This window comes from Allobosea sp. GW821-FHT09G06 (assembly GCF_059416005.1).
In genome coordinates this window covers 164,278-189,439 of the sequence record NZ_JBWKOI010000005.1, presented here as the reverse complement: position 1 = coordinate 189,439, position 25,162 = coordinate 164,278, and the positions used below count along the sequence as shown (strand labels likewise).

The 25,162-nt window shown below is 68.2% G+C and carries 24 protein-coding genes; 15 read left to right on the top strand and 9 right to left on the bottom strand.

Features of this window, described 5'->3' with window-relative positions; genetic code table 11:
- Positions 1–109: 109 nt before the first annotated feature.
- Positions 110–1,318, bottom strand: a complete 1,209-nt coding sequence (locus AC07NY_RS22380; RefSeq protein WP_494585651.1) for a penicillin-binding protein activator — start codon at positions 1,316–1,318, stop codon at positions 110–112.
- Positions 1,319–1,503: 185 nt separating this feature from the next.
- Between AC07NY_RS22380 and rsmI the strand changes: the two genes are divergently transcribed.
- The 3 genes from rsmI (at position 1,504) to gshB (ending at position 3,819) form a co-directional block, all read left to right on the top strand.
- Positions 1,504–2,412 (top strand): 16S rRNA (cytidine(1402)-2'-O)-methyltransferase, encoded by a 909-nt coding sequence (gene rsmI, locus AC07NY_RS22375; RefSeq protein ID WP_494585650.1) that lies wholly within the window; start codon positions 1,504–1,506, stop codon positions 2,410–2,412.
- A complete protein-coding gene (locus tag AC07NY_RS22370) occupies positions 2,409–2,804 on the top strand; it encodes a YraN family protein (protein WP_494585649.1) in 396 nt (131 codons plus the stop codon). Before rsmI ends, AC07NY_RS22370 begins: the two co-directional genes overlap by 4 nt.
- 70 nt (positions 2,805–2,874) lie before the next feature.
- Entirely contained in the window at positions 2,875–3,819 is a 945-nt protein-coding gene (gene gshB / locus AC07NY_RS22365; protein ID WP_492287007.1) for a glutathione synthase, read from the top strand.
- Positions 3,820–3,879: 60 nt separating this feature from the next.
- Here the strand turns inward: gshB and AC07NY_RS22360 are convergent, their stop codons facing one another.
- Both AC07NY_RS22360 and AC07NY_RS22355 read right to left on the bottom strand, forming a co-directional pair.
- Positions 3,880–5,595: a hypothetical protein gene (locus tag AC07NY_RS22360; protein ID WP_494585648.1), complete on the bottom strand. Its 1,716-nt coding sequence runs from the start codon at positions 5,593–5,595 to the stop codon at positions 3,880–3,882.
- Between the two features lie 49 nt (positions 5,596–5,644).
- The gene (locus tag AC07NY_RS22355; protein ID WP_494585647.1) at positions 5,645–6,436 is read right to left on the bottom strand and encodes a HesA/MoeB/ThiF family protein; all 792 of its coding nucleotides are present in this window, start codon (positions 6,434–6,436) and stop codon (positions 5,645–5,647) included.
- A gap of 171 nt (positions 6,437–6,607) precedes the next feature.
- Between AC07NY_RS22355 and AC07NY_RS22350 the strand changes: the two genes are divergently transcribed.
- From AC07NY_RS22350 to AC07NY_RS22305, 10 genes are all read left to right on the top strand, one after another.
- Positions 6,608–7,612, top strand: a complete 1,005-nt coding sequence (locus AC07NY_RS22350; RefSeq protein ID WP_494585646.1) for a BMP family lipoprotein — start codon at positions 6,608–6,610, stop codon at positions 7,610–7,612.
- A 16-nt stretch (positions 7,613–7,628) separates the two neighbouring features.
- Positions 7,629–9,158, top strand: a complete 1,530-nt coding sequence (locus tag AC07NY_RS22345) for an ABC transporter ATP-binding protein (protein ID WP_494585645.1) — start codon at positions 7,629–7,631, stop codon at positions 9,156–9,158.
- Positions 9,155–10,258: an ABC transporter permease gene (locus AC07NY_RS22340; protein ID WP_494585644.1), complete on the top strand. Its 1,104-nt coding sequence runs from the start codon at positions 9,155–9,157 to the stop codon at positions 10,256–10,258. The genes AC07NY_RS22345 and AC07NY_RS22340 overlap by 4 nt, the downstream gene beginning before the upstream one ends.
- Positions 10,258–11,232: an ABC transporter permease gene (locus tag AC07NY_RS22335; protein ID WP_494585643.1), complete on the top strand. Its 975-nt coding sequence runs from the start codon at positions 10,258–10,260 to the stop codon at positions 11,230–11,232. Before AC07NY_RS22340 ends, AC07NY_RS22335 begins: the two co-directional genes overlap by 1 nt.
- Before the next feature lies 1 nt (position 11,233).
- Positions 11,234–11,644: a cytidine deaminase gene (locus AC07NY_RS22330; RefSeq protein WP_492287000.1), complete on the top strand. Its 411-nt coding sequence runs from the start codon at positions 11,234–11,236 to the stop codon at positions 11,642–11,644.
- Between the two features lie 36 nt (positions 11,645–11,680).
- On the top strand, positions 11,681–12,490 hold the full coding sequence (locus AC07NY_RS22325; protein ID WP_492286999.1) for a purine-nucleoside phosphorylase: 810 nt from the start codon (positions 11,681–11,683) through the stop codon (positions 12,488–12,490).
- Between the two features lie 2 nt (positions 12,491–12,492).
- The gene (gene deoC / locus AC07NY_RS22320) at positions 12,493–13,254 is read left to right on the top strand and encodes a deoxyribose-phosphate aldolase (RefSeq protein WP_494585642.1); all 762 of its coding nucleotides are present in this window, start codon (positions 12,493–12,495) and stop codon (positions 13,252–13,254) included.
- Complete coding sequence (gene deoA, locus AC07NY_RS22315) at positions 13,254–14,579, top strand: thymidine phosphorylase (protein ID WP_494585641.1); 1,326 nt, start codon at positions 13,254–13,256, stop codon at positions 14,577–14,579. Before deoC ends, deoA begins: the two co-directional genes overlap by 1 nt.
- Positions 14,576–15,520, top strand: coding sequence for a 2-hydroxyacid dehydrogenase (locus tag AC07NY_RS22310; protein WP_494585640.1), 945 nt, complete (start codon positions 14,576–14,578; stop codon positions 15,518–15,520). Before deoA ends, AC07NY_RS22310 begins: the two co-directional genes overlap by 4 nt.
- A gap of 99 nt (positions 15,521–15,619) precedes the next feature.
- Positions 15,620–16,981, top strand: a complete 1,362-nt coding sequence (locus AC07NY_RS22305; protein WP_494585639.1) for an esterase-like activity of phytase family protein — start codon at positions 15,620–15,622, stop codon at positions 16,979–16,981.
- A 16-nt stretch (positions 16,982–16,997) separates the two neighbouring features.
- Here the strand turns inward: AC07NY_RS22305 and AC07NY_RS22300 are convergent, their stop codons facing one another.
- From AC07NY_RS22300 to nth, 4 genes are all read right to left on the bottom strand, one after another.
- Positions 16,998–17,816, bottom strand: a complete 819-nt coding sequence (locus AC07NY_RS22300; RefSeq protein ID WP_494585638.1) for an ATP-binding cassette domain-containing protein — start codon at positions 17,814–17,816, stop codon at positions 16,998–17,000.
- A 9-nt stretch (positions 17,817–17,825) separates the two neighbouring features.
- Complete coding sequence (locus tag AC07NY_RS22295; protein ID WP_494585637.1) at positions 17,826–19,130, bottom strand: sugar ABC transporter permease; 1,305 nt, start codon at positions 19,128–19,130, stop codon at positions 17,826–17,828.
- Positions 19,123–20,169 (bottom strand): D-xylose ABC transporter substrate-binding protein, encoded by a 1,047-nt coding sequence (xylF, locus tag AC07NY_RS22290; protein ID WP_494585636.1) that lies wholly within the window; start codon positions 20,167–20,169, stop codon positions 19,123–19,125. Before xylF ends, AC07NY_RS22295 begins: the two co-directional genes overlap by 8 nt.
- A 143-nt stretch (positions 20,170–20,312) precedes the next feature.
- Complete coding sequence (nth, locus tag AC07NY_RS22285; RefSeq protein WP_494585635.1) at positions 20,313–21,014, bottom strand: endonuclease III; 702 nt, start codon at positions 21,012–21,014, stop codon at positions 20,313–20,315.
- Between the two features lie 20 nt (positions 21,015–21,034).
- Here nth and AC07NY_RS22280 point away from each other — a divergent pair, with 20 nt between their 5' ends.
- Complete coding sequence (locus AC07NY_RS22280) at positions 21,035–21,562, top strand: DUF2244 domain-containing protein (RefSeq protein WP_494585634.1); 528 nt, start codon at positions 21,035–21,037, stop codon at positions 21,560–21,562.
- Here AC07NY_RS22280 and AC07NY_RS22275 read toward each other — a convergent pair.
- Complete coding sequence (locus AC07NY_RS22275) at positions 21,547–22,167, bottom strand: methyltransferase domain-containing protein (RefSeq protein ID WP_494585633.1); 621 nt, start codon at positions 22,165–22,167, stop codon at positions 21,547–21,549. The two genes, AC07NY_RS22280 and AC07NY_RS22275, sit on opposite strands and share 16 nt — an antisense overlap.
- A 197-nt stretch (positions 22,168–22,364) precedes the next feature.
- Between AC07NY_RS22275 and AC07NY_RS22270 the strand changes: the two genes are divergently transcribed.
- Positions 22,365–23,261: a methylated-DNA--[protein]-cysteine S-methyltransferase gene (locus AC07NY_RS22270; protein ID WP_494585752.1), complete on the top strand. Its 897-nt coding sequence runs from the start codon at positions 22,365–22,367 to the stop codon at positions 23,259–23,261.
- Between the two features lie 133 nt (positions 23,262–23,394).
- Here the strand turns inward: AC07NY_RS22270 and AC07NY_RS22265 are convergent, their stop codons facing one another.
- On the bottom strand, positions 23,395–25,110 hold the full coding sequence (locus AC07NY_RS22265; RefSeq protein WP_494585632.1) for a hypothetical protein: 1,716 nt from the start codon (positions 25,108–25,110) through the stop codon (positions 23,395–23,397).
- Between the last annotated feature and the right edge of the window lie 52 nt (positions 25,111–25,162).

The window sequence follows — 25,162 nt, the reverse complement described above, 5'->3', positions numbered from 1 at the left end:
ACAAGCCGCGAAGCGGCGCTGATCCGGAATCCATCGTAGGGCGCAGCGCTCTATGATGGATTCCGGGTCTCCCTTCGGTCGCCCGGAATGACGGAGAGGATTATATCGCCTACTGCGAGCGCGGGCCGAGATCGCGCGGCGCGGCGTTGATCGTGACGATCTGGCCGTTGCGCAGCTCCAGCACGGCAAGGCCGCGCTCGACCTGCCCGTCCGGGCGGAAGCGGAAAACGCCGTCCGCCCCGGCGAAGCCCGAGCCGTTGGTCAGAACGGCCTCCGAGAAGCGCTGCGAGCCTTGCGTGCGCGCCAGCGCCGCCGCCAGCGAGACCGCGTCATAGGCGAGCGTCGCGGTGCGGGTCGGCGCGCTGTTGAAGCGCTGCTGGTAGCGCCCGGCGAAAGCGTTGAACCCGGCCGTGTCGGGGGAGGCGAACCAGCCGCCCTGGATCGCCGGCACGCGCGCGATGCTGGCATCGTTCCAGACGCCGGTGCCAAGCGGCTTGACCTTGGCCGGGTTGTAGCCGGCCTCCTGCAGGAGCTGGCCGACCGTCGGCATCGTGTCGGCGGCGGCCGGCACGAACAGCGCATCGGCCTGCGCGAGCGAGGGCATCAGGCGCTGGATCGAGGCCTTCATCGCGGCCGGATCCGAACCGAAGCGCTCGATCGCGGCGACGCGCACGCCGCGATTGGCGGCAGCCTGCTGGAAGGCGGCCTCGACGACCTTGCCATAGGCGGTGTCCGGTACCAGCGCGGCGAAGGACTTGCGGCCCTGCTGGGCGGCATAGCCGATCACGCGGTTGACGTCGTTCTCGGGCGGAAAGGAGAGCAGGTAGACGCCGCGCGAGGCGACGTTGGAATCGCTGGAGAAGGCGATGACCGGCTTGTTGGCGGCGCGTGCCACTTGCCCGACCGCCTGGACCGAGGGTGCGAAGAGCGGGCCGACGATCAGTTCGGCCCCTTCCGACAGGGCTTCCTGCGCCGCGGCGCGGGCGCCCTCCGGCGTGCCGCGATCATCCTTGACCAGCAGCATCAGATCGGCGTTCGGGAATTCGGCGAGCGCCATCTCGGCGGCGTTCTTCAGGGAATTGCCGACGACGGCGCCCTGCCCATCGGCCGTGAGCGGCAGAATCAGGCCGACCTTGACCTTGCCGGTGCCGATGGTCTGGCCGGTCGGCGCGGCGCCGCCGGCTGAGGGCGTGCCCGAATCGAAGCCCGGCAGGCCGGACGTGCCGCCGCCGCAGGCGGCGAGCGCGAGCGGCAGCATGACGGCGAAGGCCCGTGCCTTGAACCGCAGGATCGGGGCGAGGTGCCGATGGTGGAACACGGGCGATCTCCAGTCGTGACCGGGCCGACGAAACGCGGCCCGGCGATAGGTCCTGCGGAACAGTTCTACCCCCGGACCTCTCGTGCCAGTGCGGAAGCCTATTTTCAAGTTGTTAACTATAGGTTGCAGGCGTCGGTACGCGCCTTGCCATGGCGCGGGCGCGGCCGCTGTGGCAGCGTGATCGGATGTCGACCGATGCCGCCGCCCGCCCTCCCAGCTACACCGCCTTCGGCCTGAAGGCCGAGGCCGAGCCTCTGGCGCCCGGCCTGCACATCGTCGCGACGCCGATCGGCAACCTCCGCGACATTTCGTTCCGGGCGCTGGCGACGCTCGCCGCCGCCGATGCGATCCTGGCTGAGGACACCCGCACCTCGAAGACGCTGCTGGCGCATTACGGGATATCGACGCCGCTCCTGCCCTATCACGAGCATAACGCCGCGCAGATGCGGCCGAAGGTGCTGACGAAGCTGCGTGAGGGCGGCAAGCTCGCCCTGATCTCGGATGCCGGCACGCCGCTCGTCTCCGATCCCGGCTACAAGCTTGTCGCCGAACTGGTGGCCGAGGGCCTGCCTGTTACCGGCATCCCCGGCCCCTCCGCCGTGCTGGCGGCGCTGGTGCTGGCCGGGCTGCCGACCGACCGCTTCTTCTTCGAGGGCTTCCTGCCGCCGAAATCGGGGGGACGCCGCACCCGCCTGACCGAGCTCGCTGCGATTCCCGGCACGCTGGTCTTCTTCGAATCGCCGCGCCGCCTCGCCGAGATGCTGACGGACGCCGCCGCTGTGCTCGGCCCGCGGCCGGGCGCCGTCGCACGCGAACTCACCAAATTCTACGAGACGGTCCGGCGCGGTACCCTTCCCGAGCTCGCCGCCCATTACGACAGCGAGGAGGAGGCGCGCGGCGAGATCGTCGTGATCATCGGTCCGCCCGGCGCGACCGATCTCGTTCCCACCGACGAGGCGATCGACGAGCGCCTGCGCGCGTCGCTGACGAAGGTCTCGCTGAAGGAGGCCGTGGCGCAGGTCGCGGCCGAAACCGGCCAGCCGCGCCGCAAGGTCTATGCCCGCGCGCTCGAACTCACCCGCGACGATCCGTGAGCAGAGCCGGCGCCGATCCGGGTGGGCGCAGCCATAAGGCGCGTCGCTCCGGCCTGACCGGACGCCGCGCCGAATGGCTCGCGATCCTCTGGCTGACGGCGAAGGGCTATCGCCTGCTGGAGCGGCGCTTTGGCGGCAAGGGCGGCGAGATCGACCTCGTGATGAAGCGTGGCCGCACCATCGCCTTCGTCGAGGTCAAGGCTCGCGGCCGGCTCGACGACGCCATGATCGCGATCACCGCGGAAAAGCAGCGCCTCGTCGAACGGCGCATCCGGCACTGGCTTTCGCGGAATTCCTGGGCCGGCGAGCATTATCTGCGTGCCGATGCGGTGTTCCTGGCGCCCTGGCGCCGGCCGCGCCATGTGCCCGCCGCCTTCGCGCTTGTCCTGTGATGCAGGGCGCCCCACTTGCAGGAACCCCGCCCGCGGCCCGATAAGAACGGCCTGCAACAGGAAGCCTGTCATGAGCCTCAACGTCGCCATCCAGATGGACCCGATCGAGCGCATCCGGATCGCCGGGGATACCGGCTTCGCGCTGATGCTGGAAGCGCAGGCGCGCGGCCACTCGCTCTACACCTACACGCCCGACAAGCTCTCGATGCGCGACGGCAAGGTCACCGCGCCGATGCGCCCGGTGAAGGTGCGCGATGTCGATGGCGATTATTTCACCGCCGGCGCCGAGGAGAAGGTCGACCTGTCGACGCTGGACGTCGTGCTGCTCCGGCAGGACCCGCCCTTCGACATGGCCTATGTCACCACGACCCATATGCTGGAGCGCATCCATCCGAAGACGCTGGTGGTCAATGATCCGACCTCGGTGCGCAATGCGCCGGAGAAGATCCTCGTCACCCATTTCCCCGAATTGATGCCGCCGACGCTGATCACCCGCGACAAGGCGGAGATCGAGGCCTTCCGCGACGAGCATGGCGAGATCGTCATGAAGCCGCTTTACGGCCATGGCGGCGCGACCGTCTTCAAGACCGGCAAGGGCGATCCGAATTTCGGCTCGCTCTTCGACCTGTTCAGCAACCTCTTCCGCGAGCCCTGGGTGGTGCAGGGCTTCATCAAGGAGGTCACCGAGGGCGACAAGCGCATCATCCTGATCGATGGCAAGGCGGCCGGCGCCGTCAATCGCGTCCCGGCGGTCGGCGACCTGCGCGCCAACATGGTGCGCGGCGGCGCGGCGCGCCCGACCGACCTGTCGAAGCAGGAACTCGCGATCTGCGAGGCGATCGGCCCGACCTTGCGCGAGCGCGGCCTGCTGCTGGTCGGCATCGACGTGATCCACGGCAAGCTCACCGAGATCAATGTCACCGCGCCGACCGGCGTGCGCGCCATCAAGAAGCTCGGCGGCCCAGATTTGGCGGCGCAGCTCTTCGAGGTGATCGAGGCGAAGCGCGGCCGCTAGAGCATTTTCAAGCGAAGTGGGTACCGGTTCGCGTGAAGAAAATGCGATAAGACAAATACGCTAACCCGCCCTCACATAGCCCTTCCAGCAGCGCCCGAGCGCGATCTCCCGCCGGCCCGTCAGGACCGGTGCGTAGATTCGGCGCAGGGCCTCGTTCGCGACCGTGACCGGACAGAGCGGATAGAGCACGAGGTCGGCCTCGCGGGCGAGCGTGATCTCCGTGTCGTCCGGCTTCGGCACGGCGCGGAACGGGTCGGCGCCGATGGCGATGCCGCGCGGCGCGCTGCGGCCCATCACGAACGGGAACGGGTTGACGAAATTGAGGCTCATGATCGTCTCGAAGCGGCGCCCGCTCGCCTGCTCATGCGCCAGGATGGCCGAGACGCCCTCGTCGACCGCCAGCAGCCAGGACGCCTGGAAGTCGAGCTCCGAATAGAGCTGCGGATTCGGCAGCATCTCGCGGGCGGTGAACTCCCGGAATGTATCGGGGTGGGTGGTGTAGATGTCGAGCATCGCGCTCGCGCGGTTCATGACGTTGGCATGCTGCGAGACCAGACCGAGCCGGCCGAGATGCTGGTTCGGCAGGGCCGTATAGCCCGCCTGTGCCATCAGGGCGCGTGCCCCGCGCTGGAGCACGGTCTCGGCGGGTGGGATCGCGGTGGCCGCGACGAGGCCGCAGACCACGAGCGCGCCGCGCCGGCCGCTGCCGAGCCAGCGCGACAGGATCATCAGCAGAACCGGCCAGATGAAGATGAAGGCTTGCCCGCCGGTGTTCTGGGTCTCGAAGAACAACCCGGCGGCGAGGACGATCGCGAGCCATGCGACCTCGCGGTCGAGCAGGCGGGCGAAGTTGGCCGTGGACGGCCGGTGGCGCAGAGCAAGGGCAGCCTCCGCGATGTCGCGCCGATCCAGCCAGAGCAGTGCGAGGCCGAGCGCCGTTCCGGCACCGACGATGTCGAGATGCAGCGAGGCGGCCTGGACGAAGCGCGGCAGGATGCCGCCGGCATTGATCGCGATCAGCGCGAGGATGCTGTCGAGATAGGCGCTGACGAGCCCGGTCGCGAGTTCGAGTCCGATCAGGCCGAGCCCGGTGATGGCGGCGATCAGGAGGCTTTGGCGCCAGCCGACCCGCCCGGCCGCGAGCGCGAAGGCGGTGACGAGGCCGCCGGCAAGGAAGCCGGTGATCTTGATCAGGAACAGCGCGGAAAGCGTCCAGCCGATGACGGCGCCGAGCGCGGGGCCGCGCAGGAAGGCGAGGCCTGAGACCAGCACATAGAGCACGATGCTGACATGCCGGTTGTAGATGCCGAACCCGTCCGTGCCCGGGAAGAAGGAGTAATGCTCGACATTGATCGGCAGGATCTGGAAGGCGAGATAGGGCAGCAGCAGCGCCAGCGCCTTGGCGCGCGATTGCCGGCCGACGGCATGCAGGACCACGGCCATGGCCGGGGCCGTCACGGCGAACAGGCACCATTGCGCCAGCAGGAGCGGATGCGCGCGTGGAAACAGCGCATCGAACCCGGCGTAGAGCCAGTAGCCGAGCGGCCCGACCGGGGCGATGAAATCGATCAGCGGGACCTGTCCGTCGCCGATCCGGTTGGCGGCGTCGAGATAGAGGACGAGGTCCCAGTACATCGGCCCGAGCGGCAATGTCAGGGGCAGCGTCAGCAGCAGCGCGCAGGCGAGAATGGCGATGCCGAGCAAGGCGAGGGGCAGGTTCGGGAGCCGTCCCGCTCTTGTCGAAACGCGCGCCTCAATCGTGCTGCCGGCCTGCATGGCGCCCTTCCCCGTCCCTGTTGGCGGGGGATTGGCTAGCAGGAATCGGTTAAGATCGGCCTTCGGTTACCCCCGTGCCATTGAGCGGGTTGGCCTCGTCCCAGCCATAGCGCAGTGTCTCGAAGCGCATCGCCAGCGAATCGAGCAGCAGGAGCTTGCCGACGAGCGGTTCGCCGAAGCCGGTGACGGCACGCACCACCTCCAGCGCCATCAGCGAACCGACCACGCCGGGCAGGGCGCCGAGCACCCCGGCCTCCGCGCAAGTCGGGATCGCGCCGGGCGGCGGCGCTTCCGGGAAGAGGCAGCGCCAGGTCGGATTCGGCTTTCCGTCAGGCCCCGCCTCATGGGCGCGGATCGTGGTGAGCGAGCCGTCGAAACGGCCGAGCGCGCCCATCACCACCGGCTTGTGCTCGTGGAAGCAGGCGTCGGAGACGGCATAGCGCGTCGCGAAATTGTCCGAGCCTTCGGCCACGACGTCGTAGAAGGCGATCAGCGCGCGGGCATTATGCGGGTCGATCCGGGTGACGTGCTCCTCGACCACGACATTCGGGTTGAGGTTGCGCACGAAGCGGGCCGCGGCCACAGCCTTGTGCGCGCCGATATCCTCGGTGGCGAAGATGGTCTGGCGCTGCAGGTTCGAGAGCGAGACGATGTCGTCGTCGACGATGCCGATCTTGCCGACACCGGCTGCGGCCAGGTACTGGATCAGGGGTGCGCCGAGCCCGCCGGCGCCGACGACCAGGACGCGCGCGTTCTTCAGCCGCTGCTGGCCCGGCCCGCCGATCTCGGGCAGGACGATATGGCGCGCATAGCGCTCGATCTCGTCGTCGTTCAGCATCATGGGCGACAGCCTAAGGCCGCTGGCGGGCGTTCGGCAATCGTCGCGCCGGTCTTGCCGGGCCTTTGCGCGGGACATGACCTTTCGCCAGCTTGGCCGCGCGCTCCGGCCATGCCATCGTGCCGCCATCGAGGGCCGGACAACGGCGCCCGGCTGCAACAGGGGATCGGTTCGATGCGTTTGGGTTCTTTCGCGGCGGCGCTTGCCGGCGTTACGCTTTCCAGTGTGGCCGCTCTGGCGCAGCCGCAAACGATCAAGCCCGCGATCGTCTATGACAAGGGCGGTAAGTTCGACAAATCCTTCAATGAAGGCGTCTTCATCGGCGCGGAGAAGTTCAAGAAGGAGACCAATGTCGACTTCCGCGATTTCGAGCCGACCAACGACGCCCAGATCGAGCAGGCCCTGCGCCGCTTCGCTCGCGACGGCCATTCGCCGATCATCGCCGTCGGTTTCTCGCAGGCGACCGCCCTGCAGAAGGTCGCGGCCGAGTTCCCGAACCTGAAATTCACGATCATCGACATGGTGGTCGAGCTGCCGAACGTGCAGTCGGTCGTCTTCAAGGAGCATGAGGGCTCCTATCTCGTCGGCCTGCTCGCGGCGATGGCCTCGAAATCCGGCAAGGTCGGCTTCGTCGGCGGCATGGATATCCCGCTGATCCGCAAGTTCGCTTGCGGCTATGTCCAGGGCGTCAAGGCCGGCAAGGCCGGTGCCGAGATCTTCCAGAACATGACCGGCTCGACCCCGGCCGCCTGGAACGACCCCGTCAAGGGCGGCGAGCTCGCCAAGTCGCAGATCGATCGCGGCGCGGACGTGGTCTATCACGCCGCCGGCGGCACCGGCATCGGTGTGCTCCGCGCCGTGGCGGATGCCGGCAAGCTTGGCATCGGCGTCGATTCCAACCAGAACGCCCTGCATCCCGGCAAGGTGCTGACCTCGATGCTGAAGCGCGTCGACGTCGCCGCCTACAATTCCTTCAAGGCGGCGCAGGATGGCTCCTGGAAGCCGGGCGTTTCCGTGCTCGGCCTGAAGGAAGAGGGCATCGACTGGGCACTGGACGATGCCAACAAGGCCCTGATCACGCCGGAAATGAAGGCCGCTGCCGATAAGGCCAAGGCCGACATCATCGCCGGCACGGTCAAGGTCCATGACTACATGTCCGACCAGAAATGCACGATGTGAGGCGCGGGCCGCTCCCTTGAGTTCTGCGCCCGCCATCGAGCTGATCGGCATCTCCAAGCGCTTCGGCCCGGTCGCCGCCAACAGGGATGTGTCCCTCTCGGTCGCGGCCGGCTCGATCCACGGCATCGTCGGCGAGAACGGTGCCGGCAAGTCGACGCTGATGTCGATCCTCTACGGCTTCTACGAGGCCGATGCCGGCGAGATCAGGATCGCCGGCGCGCCGCGCCGCATCCGCTCCTCGGCCGATGCGATCACGGCAGGCATCGGCATGGTCCACCAGCATTTCATGCTGGTGGAGACGCTGAGCGTCGTCGAGAACGTCGTGCTGGGCGCCGAGGGCGGGGCGCTGCTCAAGGGCGGCGTCAACAAGGCGCGCGCGGCGCTCGCAAAACTTTCGCAGGATTACGGCCTCGCGATCGATCCCGATGCCATCGTCGGCGAGCTCTCCGTCGGCCTGCAGCAGCGCGTCGAGATCCTGAAGGCGCTCTATCGCGGCGCCGAGATCCTGATCCTCGACGAGCCGACGGCGGTGCTGACCCCGGCCGAGGCCGATCAGCTCTTCGCCCTGCTCCGGGCGCTGAAGGCGCAGGGCAAGACGGTGATCCTGATCACCCACAAGCTGCGCGAGATCATGGATGTGACCGACCGCGTCTCGGTGATGCGCCGCGGCGAGATGGTCGCCCATGTCGCGACAGCCGAAACCTCGCCGCCGGCTTTGGCCGAGGCGATGGTCGGCCGGCGCGTGCTGCTGCGCGTCGAGAAGGAGCCACGCGAGCGTGGCGCGCCGGTGCTGGAGGCGGTCGGCCTGTCCTGCCGCGACGGGCGCGGCACCGAGACCCTGAAGGACGTCAATCTCACGCTCCATGCCGGCGAGATCGTTGGCATCGCCGGTGTCGCCGGCAATGGACAGAGCGAATTGCTGGAAGTGCTGGCCGGCCTGATCCAGCCGAGCCGCGGCGTGATCCGGCTTGGCGGCCAGATTCTCGCGGCGGCCGATCGCCACCCGGCGCGAATGCGCGATCTCGGCCTGATGCATATTCCCGAGGATCGCCATCGCAGCGGCCTCGTCACTGCCTTCTCCGCCGCCGAGAACGCCATTCTTGGCTATCAGCACGATCCCGCTTTCGGCTCCGGCCCGTTGCTCTCGCCGGCCCGCATCGAGGCCCATGCCCGCGAGGCCTTCGCGGCTTATGACGTGCGCCCGCCCGATCCGGCGCTGAAGACGGCGAAATTCTCCGGCGGCAACCAGCAGAAGATCGTGCTCGCCCGCGAGATCGAGCGCGGCCCAAAAGTCCTGCTCGTCGGCCAGCCGACGCGCGGCGTCGATATCGGCGCGATCGAATTCATCCATCGCCGGCTGGTGGCTTTGCGCGATCAGGGCGTCGCGATCCTGCTCGTCTCGGTCGAACTTGAGGAGGTGATGGCGCTGTCCGACCGTATCATCGCGATGTGCGGCGGCCGGATCACCGGCGAGCGCGTCGCCGAGGCGGCTGACGAACGCGATCTCGGTCTGCTGATGGCCGGCGTGACGGACGAGGCCGCATGAGCGCCGCCCCCGTCGAACTGCCGCGCTGGGCCGATATCGCGCTGGTGCCACTGGTCTCGGTGATCGCGGCGCTTCTCGTCGCCGGGCTCGTCGTCATTGGAATCGGCGAGAACCCGCTGGAGGCGACCGCCCTGTTGCTGCGCGGCGCGCTCGGCAGCACCGAGGGCATCGGTTTCACGCTCTACTACGCCACGAACTTCATCTTCACCGGGCTCGCGGTCGCCGTCGCCTTCCATGCCGGCCTGTTCAATATCGGCGGCGAAGGGCAGGCGACGGTTGCCGGCATCGCCATGGCGATCGTCTGCCTCGCGCTTCCCACGCTGCCCGGTTTCCTCGCCGCGCCCTTCGCGATCCTCGGAGCGGCAGCGGGCGGCGCGCTCTGGGCCTTCATTCCCGGCTGGTTGCAGGCGAAGCGCGGCAGCCATGTCGTCATCACCACGATCATGCTGAACTTCGTCGCCGCGACGCTGATCGTTTACCTTTTGCGCGAGGTCATCGGCAAACCCGGCTCGATGCAGCCCGAGACGCCGGATTTCCCGGCCGGCGCCATCCTGACGCCGATGCATCAATTGCTCGCGCCGCTCGGTCTGAATCTGCCCTCGACGCCATTGAACAGCGCCTTCTTCCTCGCCCTGATGGCGCTCGTTGCAGTCTGGCTGCTGATTTGGCGGACGCGATTGGGCTATGCGATCCGCACCGTCGGCGCCAATCCGCGCGCCGCCGCCTATGCCGGCATCTCGCCCGCTGCAGTGACCATGATCGCGATGGCGATCTCGGGCGCGCTCGCCGGCGGGCTCGCGGTCAACGAGGCGCTCGGCGTCCAGCACCGGCTGGTGCTCGATTTCACCGCCGGCTACGGCTTCGTCGGCATCGCCGTCGCTCTGATGGGCCGCGGCCACCCGGCCGGCGTTGGCCTCGCCGCGCTGCTCTTCGGCGTGCTCTACCAGGGTGGGGCCGAGCTGTCCTTCGACAAGCCGGCCATCACCCGCGACATGGTCGTGGTCATCGGCGGCGTGCTCGTGCTCTTCGCCGGAGCGCTGGACGGGCTGTTCCGCCGGCTGGTGGCGGGCGTGCTTGGCATAGGTCGGGGAGCGGCCTGATGGACTTGCTCCAGCTCATCGCCGTCGTCCTCGATTCGACCATCCGGCTTTCGATCCCGCTGATCTGCGCGGCGATGGCGGGCTTGTGGTCGGAGCGGGCCGGCGTCGTCGATATCGGCCTTGAGGGCAAGATGCTGATCGCAGCCTTCGCCTCGGCGGTCGCGGCCTTCGTCACCGGCTCGGCCTGGATCGGGCTCGGCGCCGGCATCCTCGCCGCTTTGGCGCTGGCGCTGGTCCATGGCTTCGCCGCCATCACCTGGCGCGGCAACCAGATCGTCTCCGGCGTCGCCATCAACATGCTGGCGGCTGGGCTCACCGTGATCCTCGGCAATGCCTGGTATGCGCAGGGCGGGCGCACGCCTTCGCTGGAGGGCGCGGCTCGCTTCGGCGAGATCACCTTGCCCTTCGCCCGCTGGGCCCGCGAAAACGTGCCCGGGCTCGGGCTGATCTATGACGAGGTCGTCTCGGGCCATGGGGCGCCCGCCTACCTAGCCTTGCTCTGCGTGCTCGTCACGGCCTTCGTCCTGAAGCGCACCCGCTTCGGCCTGCGCATCCGCGCCGTCGGCGAGAACCCGGCGGCCGTCGACACGGCCGGCATCTCGGTCGCGGGCTTGCGCTACGGCGCCGTCGCGATCTGCGGCGTGCTCTGCGGCATCGGCGGCACCTATCTCGCCGTGGCGCAATCGGCCGGGTTCCTGCCGCACATGACGGCGGGGCGCGGCTTCATCGCGCTCGCGGCGGTGATCTTCGCCAATTGGCGGCCCTGGCCCGCGCTCGGCGCCTGCCTGCTCTTCGGCCTGCTCGATGCGGTCGCGATCCGGCTTCAGGGCGTCACGCTGCCCGGCATCGGCCTCGTGCCGGTGGAAGCGATCCAGGCCTTGCCCTATCTGATGACCATTGTCCTGCTCGCCGGCTTCATCGGCAAGGCGACGCCGCCCAAGGCCTCCGGCCTGCCCTATGTCAAGGAACGCTGATGTGCCGGCCGAACCTGATTTCGAGGCCCTGTTCGCTGCCGCTGCCGCTATCCAGCCGCGCGCCTATGCGCCCTATTCGCGCTTCAAGGTCGGCGCCGCGCTTCTGGCCGATGATGGCGCGGTCCATGCCGGCTGCAATGTCGAGAATGCCGCCTATCCCGTCGGCTCCTGCGCCGAGGCCGGGGCGATCGCGGCGATGATCGCGGCTGGCGGGAAGGCGATCCGTGCCGTGCTTGTCTTCGGCGAGGGCGCCGAGCTGGTCACGCCCTGCGGCGCCTGCCGCCAGCGCATCCGCGAATTCGCTGCGCCGGAGACGCCGGTCGCGATCGCCGGGCCCGAGGGCATCCGCGCGCGCTTCACCCTGGAGGAGCTGTTGCCAGCCTCCTTCGGACCGGCCAATTTGCCGCGTTGATGTGGGGCTGCTTCGGCGGCTGGGAGGGAGTGTGCGATGGCGGCTGATCCGGCCTTCGACAAGGTGGCGTCGATCCTGGCGGAACGCGGCGTCGATGCGATCGATTGCGCGATCGTGCTCGGTACAGGCCTCGGCGCCGTCGCCGAGGAGATCGAGAATGCCGTGCGCATTCCCTATGCCGATCTGCCGGGTTTCCCGCGCGGCGAGGTTTCCGGCCACGCCCGCCAGCTCTGCTATGGCACGCTGCATGGCCGCAAGGTGCTGATCTACGAAGGCCGCGCCCACTACTACGAGGGCGGCGATTCCGCGGTGATGCGTGTGCCCCTCGGCGTGCTCACCGCCTTCGGCTCGCCGCCGCTGATCCTCACCAATGCGGCGGGCTCGCTCTCGGCGGAGATGCGCCCGGGCAGCCTTGCCCTGATCACCGACCATATCAACCTGAACGGCCCCAACCCGCTCGTCGGCGACAAGGGCGATGGCCGCTTCGTGCCGATGGTCGATGCCTATGACCCGCATCTGCGCGGCCGCTTCAAGCGCGCGGCCCAGCGGGCGGCGATCCCGCTCGGCGAGGGCGTTTACATGTGGTTCACCGGGCCGAGCTTCGAGACGCCGGCCGAGATCCGCATGGCGAAAATCCTGGGCGCCGATCTCGTGGGCATGTCGACCGTGCCGGAGGTGATCCTGGCGCGTCGCCACGGCCTGCGCGTCGCCGGCCTGTCCATCGTCACCAATATGGGCGCAGGGCTCCATGGCGGCACGCCGCACCATACCGAGACGCGCGATGTCGCGGGCCTCGCGGCGGGCGCGCTCAAGCGCCTGATGCGCGCCTTCCTGTCGGAGCTGTGACCATGTCCGATGCCGATCTCGCCCGGCGCGCGCTTGCGCTGCTCGACCTCACCGATCTCGCCGACGACGCCACGGAAGAAGGCGCCCGCGACCTCTGCCGACGCGCCGTCTCCGGCCCCGTGCCGGTCGCGGCGGTCTGCCTGTGGCCGCGCTTCGTCGCGACGGCGCGGGCCGAACTCGGCGACGGCCCGGTCCGCATCGCGACGGTCGTCAACTTTCCCGATGGCGACACGCCGATCGCTCCGGCGATGCGCGAGACGGAAGAGGCGCTTGCCGCCGGCGCCGACGAGATCGATCTCGTCCTGCCCTGGCGGACCGTTCTCGCCGGCCATACCACAGCGGCGGCGGCGATGGTCCGCAACGTCAAGATGCTCTGCGACGAGCGGCGCCTGAAGGTCATCCTGGAGACCGGCGAATACCCCAATCTCGACAAGGTCAGGACGACGGCAGAGCTTGCCATCGCGGCCGGCGCCGATTTCATCAAGACCTCGACCGGCAAGACCGCGAATTCTGCCAGCATTCCGGCCGCCCGCGTGATGCTCAGCGTCATCGCGGAGACGGGTCGCCCCGTCGGATTGAAGCCGTCGGGCGGCATCCGGACGCTGGCCGATGCCAAGGGCTATCTCGACCTTGCCGACGCGATCATGGGGCCCGATTGGGTCTCGCCGACGAGTTTCCGCTTCGGCGCCAGTGGCCTTTATGGCGCGCTCGTCACCGCTATTGATGGCGCCGCGCCCGATGCCGCGCCGCGTGGGAGCTATTGATGCGCCTGACCCAGGAGATCATCGCCGCCAAGCGCGACGGTGCGGAGCTGTCTGAGGCCGATATCCGCCAGCTCATCGCCGGCTTGCCTGACGGCTCGGTCAGCGAGGGCCAGGCCGCTGCCTTCGCGATGGCGGTCTATTTCAACGGCATGAACGAGCGCGAGCGCGTGGCGCTGACGCTGGCCATGCGCGATTCCGGCACGGTGCTGCGCTGGGACGATCTGCCGGGCCCTGCCCTCGACAAGCATTCCACCGGCGGCGTCGGCGACACGGTCAGCCTGCCCTTGGCGGCAGCGGTTGCGGCCTGCGGCGGCCATGTCCCGATGATTTCCGGCCGCGGCCTCGGCCATACCGGCGGCACGCTCGACAAGCTCGACGCCGTGCCGGGCTATGTCACCCAGCCCGGCATCGAGCTCTTCCGCAAGGTGGTGCGCGAGGCCGGCTGCGCCATCATCGGCCAGACCGCCGATCTCGCTCCGGCCGACAAGCGCCTCTATGCCATCCGCGACGTCACCGCGACGGTGGAGTCGCTGCCGCTGATCACGGCCTCGATCCTGTCGAAGAAGCTCGCGGCCGGCCTGCACGGCCTCGCCATGGACGTGAAGTTCGGCTCCGGCGCCTTCCTGCCGGATTACGGCAAGGCGCAGGCTTTGGCGCAGGCGCTGGTCGGCGTCGCCAACGGTGCGGGCATGCCGACCACGGCCCTGCTGACCGACATGAGCGAGCCGCTCGCTTCGGCCGCCGGCAATGCGCTCGAGGTCGCCTATGCGCTCGATCACCTGACCGGACGACGCCGCGAGCCGCGCTTCCACGAGGTCACGGTCGCGCTGGCCGCCGAGATGCTGCTGCTCGGCAAGCTTGCCCCGGATCTCGAGTCCGCCCGTGCGAAGATCGAGCAGGCCTTCGCCTCCGGTGCCGCGGCCGAGCGCTTCGCCCGCATGATCGTGGCACTCGGTGGCCCGGCCGATCTGCTGGAAGCCCCGCAGAAGCATCTTGCCGCCGCGCCGGTCGTGAAGCCGGTCCATCCCGAAACGGCCGGCCTGGTCGCTTCGGTCGATACCCGCGCCGTCGGACTCGCCGTCGTCGCGCTCGGCGGCGGCCGCGTGCGTCCGCAGGACCCGATCGACCATGCCGTCGGCATCGTCTCTCTGGCCGGGATCGGCGATGCGGTCGGGCCTGACCGGCCGCTCGGCATCGTCCATGCCCGCAATGAGGCCGGTTACCAAGCGGCAAGCGAGCGCTTGCGCAAGGCTTACCGGATCGGGGAGGGTGCGGCGCGCGGCCCGCTGGTCGCGGAACGGGTTACGGAGAGGGTTACGGGATGAGTCTGCTTCTGGCCATGACGGGCTGGCATGTCGAGGATTGGCGCGCGCGCTTCCAGGCGCTGCTGCCGGATATGCCGATCGTCGTCCTCGGCGAACCCTTCGACCGTCGCGCCGTCCACTATGTCGCGAGCTGGAAGCACCCGCCCGGCAGCCTGACCGGCCTGCCCAATCTCGCTGCGATCTTCTCGCTGGGCGCCGGTGTCGACTTCCTCTTCGCCGATGACAAATTGCCGGCGGCGCCGATCGCGCGCATCGTCGATCCCGACCTGACGACGCGGATGAGCGAATATATCGTCCTGCACTGCCTGAGCTATCTGCGCCAGCAGCGCCGCTATGACAGCCAGCAGCGCGAAAAATCCTGGGACGACGACCGCAACCAGCCGGCCGCGCGCTCGGTCCGCGTCGGTATCATGGGGCTGGGCGAGCTCGGCCAGGATGCCGCCCGCAAGCTCGCGGTGATGGGCTTCGACGTCGCCGGCTGGAGCCGCTCACCCAAGACCATCGAAGGTCTCCAGACCTTCTCCGGCGAGGACGGCATGAAGGCCTTCCTCGGCCGTACCGATATCCTCGTCAGCCTCCTGCCCCTGACCCCGGACACGCGCGGCATCATCAATGCCGAGTTGCTTGCCGGCCTTGCGCAGGGCGGGCGCCTCGGCGGGCCGTTCCTGATCAATGCCGGGCGCGGCGGCCTGCAGGTCGCGGACGATATCCTTGCCGCGCTTGATGCCGGCACGCTCAAGGGCGCGACGCTCGACGTCTTCGAGGTCGAGCCCCTGCCGGCCGATTCACGGCTCTGGAGCCATCCGGGCGTGACGGTGACGCCGCATAACTCGGCGATGTCGGAGCCGGAGGCGATCGCCACGGCGGTTGCCCAGCAGATCGGGCGGCTGGAAGCGGGCGAGCCGCTGCTCAACGTGGTCGATCCCGCACGAGGGTATTGAGCCTACCCGGCGGGCTGTCACGGAACGGTCGCGGCGCTGTCGTCGCGGCGCAATCCGGCCGGGCGAAGCGAAGGCTTCGCCTCATCCCGGAGCCATTCCATGCGCCTGCCGCTCATCGCCGCCCTGTTGCTGTCCTCGACCATGCTCGCCGGAGCCGAGGCGCCTCAAAAGGAATTCCCCGCGAAGCTCGTCGGCCATGCCCTGCTGCCGGCGAACACCATCATCCCGGCGCCGGCCGATGCGCCGGCCGATCTCAAGGTCTCCGGCAAGTTCGTGACGCCGGGCAAGCGCGTCGAGGCGGTCGGCACCGTCATGGGCACCTCGGGCGGGCGTCCGACCGGGCTCTCCACCCCCTTCGCCGGCCAGCCCGTGCAGGGCTTCTCCGGCATCCGCTCGCTGGGGAATGGCGAGTTCCTCGTGCTGACCGATAACGGCTTCGGCGCCAAGGCGAATTCGCCCGACGCGATGCTGTTCTTCCATCGCCTCAAGGCCGATTTCGGCAAGGGCGCGGTCGAGCGTCTCTCGACCACCTTCCTGCACGATCCCGAAAAGAAGGTGCCGTTCCGCATCGTCCAGGAAGGCACGGAAAAGCGCTACCTGACCGGTGCGGATTTCGATCCCGAATCGATTCAGCCGATCGGCGGCAAGTTCTGGATCGGCGAGGAATTCGGCCCCTATCTCATCCGCGTCGACGCCAGCGGCAAGATCGAGGCCGTGTTCGAGACGCTGGTCGACGGCAAACCGGCCCGCTCGCCGGACCACTACGGCATCACCACGCCCGGCGCGCCCGATGCGCCGATGCCGGCCTTCAACGTGCGCCGCTCCAAGGGCTACGAGGGCATGGCGCAGTCGCCGGACGGCCGCTTCCTCTATCCGCTGCTCGAAGGCCCGCTCTGGAACGCCGAGACCAAGGGCAACGAGGAAGTCGACGGCAAGGAAGTCCTGCGCATCCTTGAGTTCGACGTCGCCAATGAAAAATGGACCGGCCGCTCCTGGTTCTATCCCCTTGAGCAGAAGGGCAATGCCATCGGCGACTTCAACATGATCGACGCCACGACCGCGCTGATCATCGAGCGCGATAACGGCGAAGGCACGGCCGACAAGGCCTGCGCCGCCGGTCAGAAGGGCCCGGACTGCTTCCACGACCTCGCCAAATTCAAGCGCGTCGTGAAGGTCGAGATGACCGAGGCCAATATCGGCAAGCCGGTCCGCAAGGTCGGCTTCATCGACCTCCTGAAGATCGCCGACCCCGACGGCAAGGCGAAGCAGGGCGCCATCGACGGCGTGCTGCCCTTCCCGTTCTTCACCATCGAGAATGTCGACGTCGTCGATCGCGCGGCCGGCATCATCGTCGTCGGCAACGACAACAACCTGCCCTTCTCCTCCTCGCGCGACCCGAAGAAGGCCGACGACAACGAGCTGGTGCTCCTGTCGGTGAAGGACCTGCTCGACGCGAAGTGAGGCGCGGCGCCCGCTTCTATCCCCGCAAAGCCCCCGGCCCCGCCACCGCGGCCGGCGGGCATTTGCCCGAGATGATCATGCCCAGCACCTCGTCCTGCGTGACTTGCGCCGTGCGGGCCGTGCCGACGACCTTGCCGTTCTTCATCACCGTGACCCGGTCGGCGAGGTCGAAGACGTCGTGCAGGTCGTGGCTGATCAGGAAGATGCCGATGCCCTGCTTCTTGAGCTGCAGGATCAGCTCGGCGACCTGCTTGGTCTCCGCCGGGCCGAGTGCCGCCGTCGGCTCGTCCATGATCAGCACGCGGGCGTTGAAATAGATCGCCCGCGCGATCGCGACCGATTGGCGCTGGCCGCCGGAGAGCGCCTTCACCGGCTCCTTGAAGCGGCGGAAATGCGGGTTGAGCCGGCCCATCACCTTGCGGGTCTCGGCCTCCATCGTCGCATCGTCGAGCGTGCCCCAGCCGGTCAGGAGTTCGCGGCCGAGGAAGATGTTGGCGGCGGCGTCGACATTGTCGGCCAGCGCCAGCGTCTGGTAGATCGTCTCGATGCCGTGGCGCTTGGCGTCGCGCGGGCTTGAGACCGCGACCTCCTCGCCATCGACCCGGATCGTGCCGGCATCGGCCTTGTAGGCGCCCGACAGGATCTTGATCAGCGTCGACTTGCCGGCGCCGTTATGGCCGAGCAGGCCGACGACCTCGCCCGGCATCAGGTCGACGCTGGCGCCGTCCACCGCCTTGATGCCGCCGAAGGCGATCGAGATGTCGCGCATCTCGATCAGGGGCGTGCCCTGGCCGGGGTGGGTTGCGGCGATGTCTGCCGGCTCCGCGATGCTCATGGAACCTCCTCAGCTCAGCCGTTTGCGGTAGAGCCCGTCGAGCCAGACCGCGAGGACGAGGACGATGCCGACCACGATGTTCTGCAAGGGCGCATCGACGCCGATCAGCACCATCCCGGATTGCAGCGACTGCATCACCAGGGCCCCCAGCATGGCGCCGGCGATGGTGCCGACGCCGCCGGCAAGCGAGGTGCCGCCGATCACCGCCGCCGCGATGACATAGAGCTCGTCCAGCGTACCCGCTGCATTGGTCGCCGCGTTGAGGCGGGCCGTCGAGATGCAGGCGGAGATGCCGACGAGCACGCCCATCAGCCCGAAGACCAGCATCAGCACCTTGCGCGTGTTCACGCCGGAGAGCTGCGCGGCTTCAGGATTGCCGCCGATGGCGAAGACATAGCGGCCGAAGCGCAGGCGGTTGGCGAGGAAGGTGATGACCACGCCGACGCCCAGCGCCATCAGCACCGGCACGGCCAAGCCATGGCCGATGATGAGCCCGCCTTCCGGCCAGGTGCCGCCCTTCGCCTCGGTGAGGCGCCGCGCGATGCCGGCCGGCAGCGCATAGGCGTTCGCGACCATCACCATGGCGAGCACGGCCGCGCAGCCGAGCCCGGCAATGGCGATCTCGGCCCAGAGCGGGCGCAGCACGAAGCCGAAGCGCTTGCGCCGGCGCCGGATCAGCGCCGCGCCCAGGCAGATCACGACACAAAGGCCGAGGCCGATCGCCCAGGAGGCGCTGGTGCCGATCGCACCCTCGACGCCGCCGCCGAGCGGCCGGAAACGCGAATCCATCGGCGCGATCGTCTGGCCCTGCGTGACCCACCAGGCCGCCCCGCGCCAGACCAGAAGCCCGCCCAGCGTGACGATGAAGGAGGGGATGGCGAGATAGGCGATCAGCGCGCCCTGCAGCAGCCCGACGAACCCACCCAGCGTCATCGCGAGCAGCAGGCTGACGATCCAGGTCAGCGGATGCTCCAGGCCCCAGAGCTCCGGCAGCAGCCGGACCTGCACCAGCCCGACCACCATGCCGACGAAGCCGAGCATGGAACCGACCGAGAGATCGATATTGCGGGTGACGATGACCAGCACCATGCCGCAGGCCATGATCGCGATCGAGGCGGTCTGGACCAGCAGGTTCCACAGGTTGCGCGGCGTCAGGAAGGCGCCGTCCGACAGCCAGTTGAAGCCGAGCCAGATCACCGCGAGCGCGGCGACCATGCCGATCATGCGTGGATCGAACTCGATCTCGCGCAGACGATCGGCAAGACCGCGCGCCTCCTGCACCGGGCTAGCCGGTGCTGGCGTGGCTTCAGTCACAGGCCTTGACCTTGTCGGCCGCGACGCCCTGGCAGACCGCCGCTTTCGGCGCCCAGCCGGCATCGATCACGACATTGAGGTTCTCCTTGGTCACCGGCACCGGCGTCAGGAACAAGGCGGTCATCTTCTGCTTCGACGGACCCTGATCCCAGCTCACCGATTTCGGGATCTCGTTGAGCTTGGCGCCGCCGGCCAGCTTGAGCGCGATCTCGGCGGCGTTGCGTCCGAGCTCGCGCGCGTCTTTCCAGATCGTCACGGTCTGGGTGCCCAATGCGACGCGGTTGAGCGCCGCGCGGTCCGCATCCTGGCCCGAGACCGGCACCGAGCCGGAAAGCCCCTGCGCGGCCAGTGCCGCGATGGCGCCGCCGGCCGTGCCGTCATTGGCGGCGATCACGGCATCGACCTTGTTCTGGTTGCGCGTCAGGATCTGCTCCATGTTGCGCTGGGCATTGGCGGGCAGCCATTGGTCGGTGAAGGCTTCGCCGGCATTCTTGATCTTGCCGCCGTCGATCGCGGGTTTCAGCACCTCGATTGAGCCCTGATAGAGGAAGCCGGCATTGGGGTCCTGGCTCGAACCCTTGATGAAGACGTAGTTGCCTTCCGGCTTCGCCTTCTGGATTTCGCGCGCCATCATCCGGCCGACCTCGATATTGTCGAAGGTCAGGTAGAAGGCCTGCGGGATCTCGATCAATCGGTCATAGCCGACGACGGCGATGCCCTCGTTCACCGCCTTCTCGACGGCGGGGCGGATCGCCTGCGCATCCTGCGCCAGCACGATGATCGCCTTGGCGCCGCGCGCGATCAGGCTCTCGACATCGGTGAGCTGCTTGGCCGGTGAGGATTGCGCATCGGCCGAGAGATAGGTCCCACCGGCCTTTTCGACCGCTGCCTTGATCGCGGCCTCGTCGGTCTTCCAGCGCTCTTCCTGGAAGTTGGACCAGCTGACCCCGACGACCGGTCCCTTGGACTGGGCGAAGGCGCCGGCATGAACGGATAGGGCGGCAACGGCGATGCTCGCCGCGAGGACGAAACGCTTCATCTCGATGACCTCCTGAGCTTCCTCTGCCGCTGGCTCTCAGGCTTCTCCGAGCCTCCAAGGCGACCGGCGCGCGAAGCTCATCTCAGCCGCCAAGGACTGTCAAGCAGACGAAGGGAGGGCTCTCGCAGCGTCAGGCCACAAGCTCAGGCGATGCGCTTGTCGGCGGAATCGCACAGGTCGTTCTGGATGCAGCGCAGGCATTCGGGCCGCAGCGCCTTGCAGGTATAGCGCCCGTGCAGGATGAGCCAGTGATGGGCGTGCCGGCCGAATTCGGGCGGCACCGCCTTTTCCAGTCCGAGCTCGACCTGCAGCACGTTCTTGCCCGGCGCGATGCGCAGGCGGTTGGCGATGCGGAAGACATGGGTGTCGACCGCATGGGTGATCTCGCCGAAGGCGATGTTGAGCACGACATTCGCGGTCTTGCGGCCGACGCCGGGCAGGCTCTCCAGCGCCTCGCGCGTCGCCGGCACCTCGCCGCCGAACTCCGCGATCAGCTTCTCGCAGAGCGCGATCACGTTCTTCGCCTTGGTGCGGTAGAGCCCGATCGTCCTGACGTGCTCGCGCACGGTCTCCTCGCCGAGCGCGAGCATCTTTGCGGGCGTGTCGGCGATGGCGAAGAGCGCGCGGGTGGCCTTGTTGACGCCGGCATCGGTCGCCTGCGCCGACAGGACGACGGCGACCAGCAGCGTGAAGGCGTTGGTGTGGTCCAGTTCGCCCTTGGGCTCGGGATTGGCGGCCTGGAAGCGGCTGAAGATCTCGCGGATCTCGGCCGGCTTGCGGGCGCGCGGCAACGTGATGCGCTTTGCCGGCGCCGCGGCGCGAGGGGGCCTGTTCCGCTGATCCATGACGGCGTTATAATCGCGGGATGACCACCGGCAATAGCCTTGGCAGCGAGATCGCGGACGCGTCGCAGCGGCCGGTCTTCGACGCGACGATCACGCCGCATCGCTCGCTCGGCCAGAACGGCTTCCGCATCGTGATGACGCTGGTCTGCTTGGCGAGCGTCGTCTCCTCGATTCCTTTCGTCGTGCTCGGCGCCTGGCCGGTCGCCGGCTTCTTCGGGATAGACGTCATCGCGCTCTTCATCGCCTTCCACGTCAATTTCCGGCATGCGCGTGCCTTCGAACGCATCGTCGTGACGCCGCTGGAGGTCTTCCTGCGCAAGGTCTCGCATCACGGCCGCGAGACGATCTGGCGCTTCAACCCGATCTGGACAAGGCTCGAACGCCAGACGGACGAGGATTACGGCCTGCTCGGCCTGAAGCTGGTCTCGCGCGGGCAGAGCGTCGCGATCGCTTCCGCGCTTTCGCCGCATGAGCGCTCCGGTTTCGCCGATGCGCTGGGCTCGGCGCTGTCGAGCGCCCGCCGCGGGCCGGATTACGGCGCGCCCTGAGCAGGCGCAGCCTGCGCGAGCCAGATCGTATGCCCGCCGCAGCTTGGGTCCTCGACGACATGGTCGATGACCGAAAACCCGTTCTCCGTTAGCTGCGCCCGGTATTCAGCGGAACCGAGGCTGCCATGGTAGAGCGCCTCGCCCTCGAACGTGCCGATCGCCTCGCCCTGGGCCGGTCCGCTGGTGAAGAGCAGGGCGGCGCCCGGTGCGGCATGCGCGGCGAAGACCGCGAACATCCCGCGCTGGTCCTCCGGCGTCAGGTGGAAGAACGAATCCCAGGCGATCAATCCGCCGAAGCGTCGGCCGAGCGCGAGCTTGCGCATGTCGGCGACCTGCCAGTCGCCCTCGGGAAAGCGCGCCCGGCACAAGGCGATCATCGCCGGGGCGGAATCGACGCCTGTGACCGCATGACCCTGTTCGCTGAAATAGCGGGCGATCGGCTGGCCGGTGCCGCAGCCGATATCGAGGATCGTGGCGCCGGGCGCGAGCAAGGCCCGGAAACGCGCGAGCCATGAGCCTTCCATCAGCAGCTTGCCGCGCAAGCCGTCATAGGTCGCGGCATGGCGCTGGTAGAGATCGATGATGGCGTCGGCGGGGGAGGTCATCGTGCTGTTAGAGGCTTCGCCGGGGCGCTGCGCAACCCTGCCCTTGCCAGCTTTCGGGTGGGAACGGCATGGTGGAGACCCTAGATTCGCATCATGACGAATGATGCGAGGCTCCCATGAACGCTCATGCTTCCATGAAAACGGCGATGACCCCGACGCGCTTCTCCAATGCGGTGCTGGCGCGCGCCACCGATGCCATGCCGAGCGAGGCCGATTTCCCGGCCGTCGCGCCCGGCTCGGACTACGATACCGTCCGGCGCATCCTCTCCTTCATCACCCATAACTGGCGCGAGCAGCCGACGATCGAGGCGATCGCGGAGGCCGCCGGCGCGACCCCGACCGATGTCCACCATCTCTTCCGGCGCTGGTGCGGGCTGACGCCGAAGGCCTTCCTGCAGGCGATCACGCTCGACCATGCCAAGGGCTTGCTCTCGGCTTCGGCCAGCATCCTCGACACGGCGCTCGAAGTCGGCCTTTCCGGCCCCGGCCGGCTGCACGATCTCTTCGTGACGCATGAGGCGATGTCGCCCGGCGAATGGAAGACCGGTGGCGAAGGCCTGAAGCTCTCCTACGGCTTTCATGCATCGCCCTTCGGCGAGGCGCTCGTGGTGATCACGGAGCGTGGCCTCGCCGGGCTCGGCTGGGTCTCGAACAGCGCCGATGGCGGCAAGGTCGTCGGCGGTCGGGCCGAGGCGCTGGCCGACATGATGCGGCGCTGGCCCCATGCCGACTACCATTACGATCCCGTCCAGACCGCGCCCTATGCCGGCCGCATCTTCGAGCCCAAGGCCTGGTCGCCGGAGACGCCTTTGCGTGTCGTGTTGATCGGCACCGATTTCGAGGTCCGGGTCTGGGAGACGCTGCTGCGCATCCCGGTCGGCTGCGCCACCACCTATGGCGAGGTCGCCAACCATATCGGCAAGCCGAGCGCGGCGCGCGCCGTCGGCACGGCGGTCGGCAAGAACCCGATCTCCTTCGTGGTGCCCTGCCACCGCGTCATCGGCAAGTCCGGCGCGCTGACCGGTTATCACTGGGGCCTGACGCGCAAGCGCGCCATCCTCGGCTGGGAGGCCGGGCAGACGGCGACTGGCTGATCCATAGAGCGTGCCCGTGTTTCTTCGAAACCCAGGCACGCTCTAATTCTTTGTTTTATCGCATTTTCGCTGACGCGGACCTCGGGTTCTTCACGCGAACCGGTATCCACTTCGCTCGAAAATGCTCTGGCACCTATTTTCGCAGGTACATGTCCCAGCAGGGCGCGAGCGCGATCCGTTCGCGCCCTTCGAGCGCGGCGGCGAAATGGCTGCGGATCATCTCGCGCGGCGTCGTCACCGGGCATTTCGGCATCAGCATCGCGTCCGTCTGCCTGAGCGCCTCGATGGTGCCTGGCTGCAGGTCCGGCGTGCTGCGGCCGGGGTCCACACCGACGGGGACCACACGCGGCGGCGAACGCTCCAGCAGGCGATTCAGCGGATCGACAAAATCGAAGGTGAAGAAGCCGTTGAGCTCGCGCTTGTTGGCGGCTTCCCAGGCCTTGATCGCGGTGATCGCCTGCTGGATCTCGAGCATCCAGGTCGCCTGATAGTCGATCTCCGAATAGAGGGTGTAGGATGGCAGGATGTCGCGCCGGATCAGGTCGCGATACCCCTCGGGCTGTGTCGCGTAATGGTCGAGCATCGCGGCGGCGCGCGCGGCGATGTCGCGCTTCACGCTGATGCGGCCGAGCGGACCGAGATCGGGCAGGTCGAGGGCGACATAGGTCGGCGCGCTCATCACAGCGCGCATGCTGCGCTCGATGCAGATGATGGCGCTCGGCAGCGTGACCGTGAGCACGAGCACGAGAACCACGGGGCGCAGCCGGTCGTCGCGCCGCTGCCACCAGTCGGCTACGAGCGGCAGCAGGATCGGCCACAGGCCGATGAATTCGAGCGAGCCCGTGTTCTGGGTCTCGAACAGCGCGAGCGCGAACAGACCGGCAGCGAACCAGCCGATCGGCGCGTCGATCAGCGCCCGCCAGCCGGCGAGCGTCGCCGGCAAACCGTCGCGCCAAGACGCGTAGGCGAGCGTGGCGAGCAGGATCAGCGATGGCCCGATCACGTTGAACTTGACCGAGGCCACGGTCAGGAAGCGCGGCAGCAGCGTATCGGTGTTGAGACTGAGCAGGGTCAGGATATCGATGATGTAGGCCGAGCTCAGCCCGGTCGCGATTTGCAGCACGCCGAGCGCGAGGATCACGAAACCGGCGGCGATGACCGCGTCGCGGAAGCGCATCCGGCCGCTGAGCGTGGCATAGCCGACGAGCAGCGTGCCGGAGACCGCGCCGGTGATCTTGGTCAGGAACAGCGCCAGCATCAGCACGGCGACGAGCGCGATCCTGAAGCCGCGCCGCTCGGCGAAGATCAGGGTCGCGATCAGCAGATAGAGCAGCAGCGCGACATGGCGGTTGTAGAAGCCGTAGCCGTCGAAGCCGGGCGACGGATAGAGCGCATGCAGGTTGATCGGGAAGGTTGCGAACAGCAGGAAGGGCAGGACGAGCGCCAGGGCCTGCGGGCGCGAGCGCCGCGAGACCTCGCCTGCGAGCAGGGCGAGCACCGGCAGCATGATCGGCAGCAGCGCCCAGTTGATCAGCAGCATCGGCTGGGCGTTGGTGAAGATGATGTCGAGAGCCGCGGCCATATAGAAGCCGAGCGGGCCGATCGGCGCGAAGAAATCGATGGTCGGGACCTGGCCGAGCTCGATGCGCTGGATCGCGTCGAGATAGACGACGGTGTCCCAGGCGTTCGGGCCCAGCGGCAGGCGCAGCGGCAAGATCAGGCCGGCGATGGCTACCAGCGCGAACGCCACGATCCAGGCGAGGGGTGAACCGGCTATCCTTGCCATCGCGCCCTTGCCGCTCACACTCTTGGTGCCGACCTGGGAGTTCTGCCTCCCGATCTCGCTCATCGCCACGCCGAACCCTCCTGGTCCAGCCCGCTCTCTGGCAGAAAATTCTTAC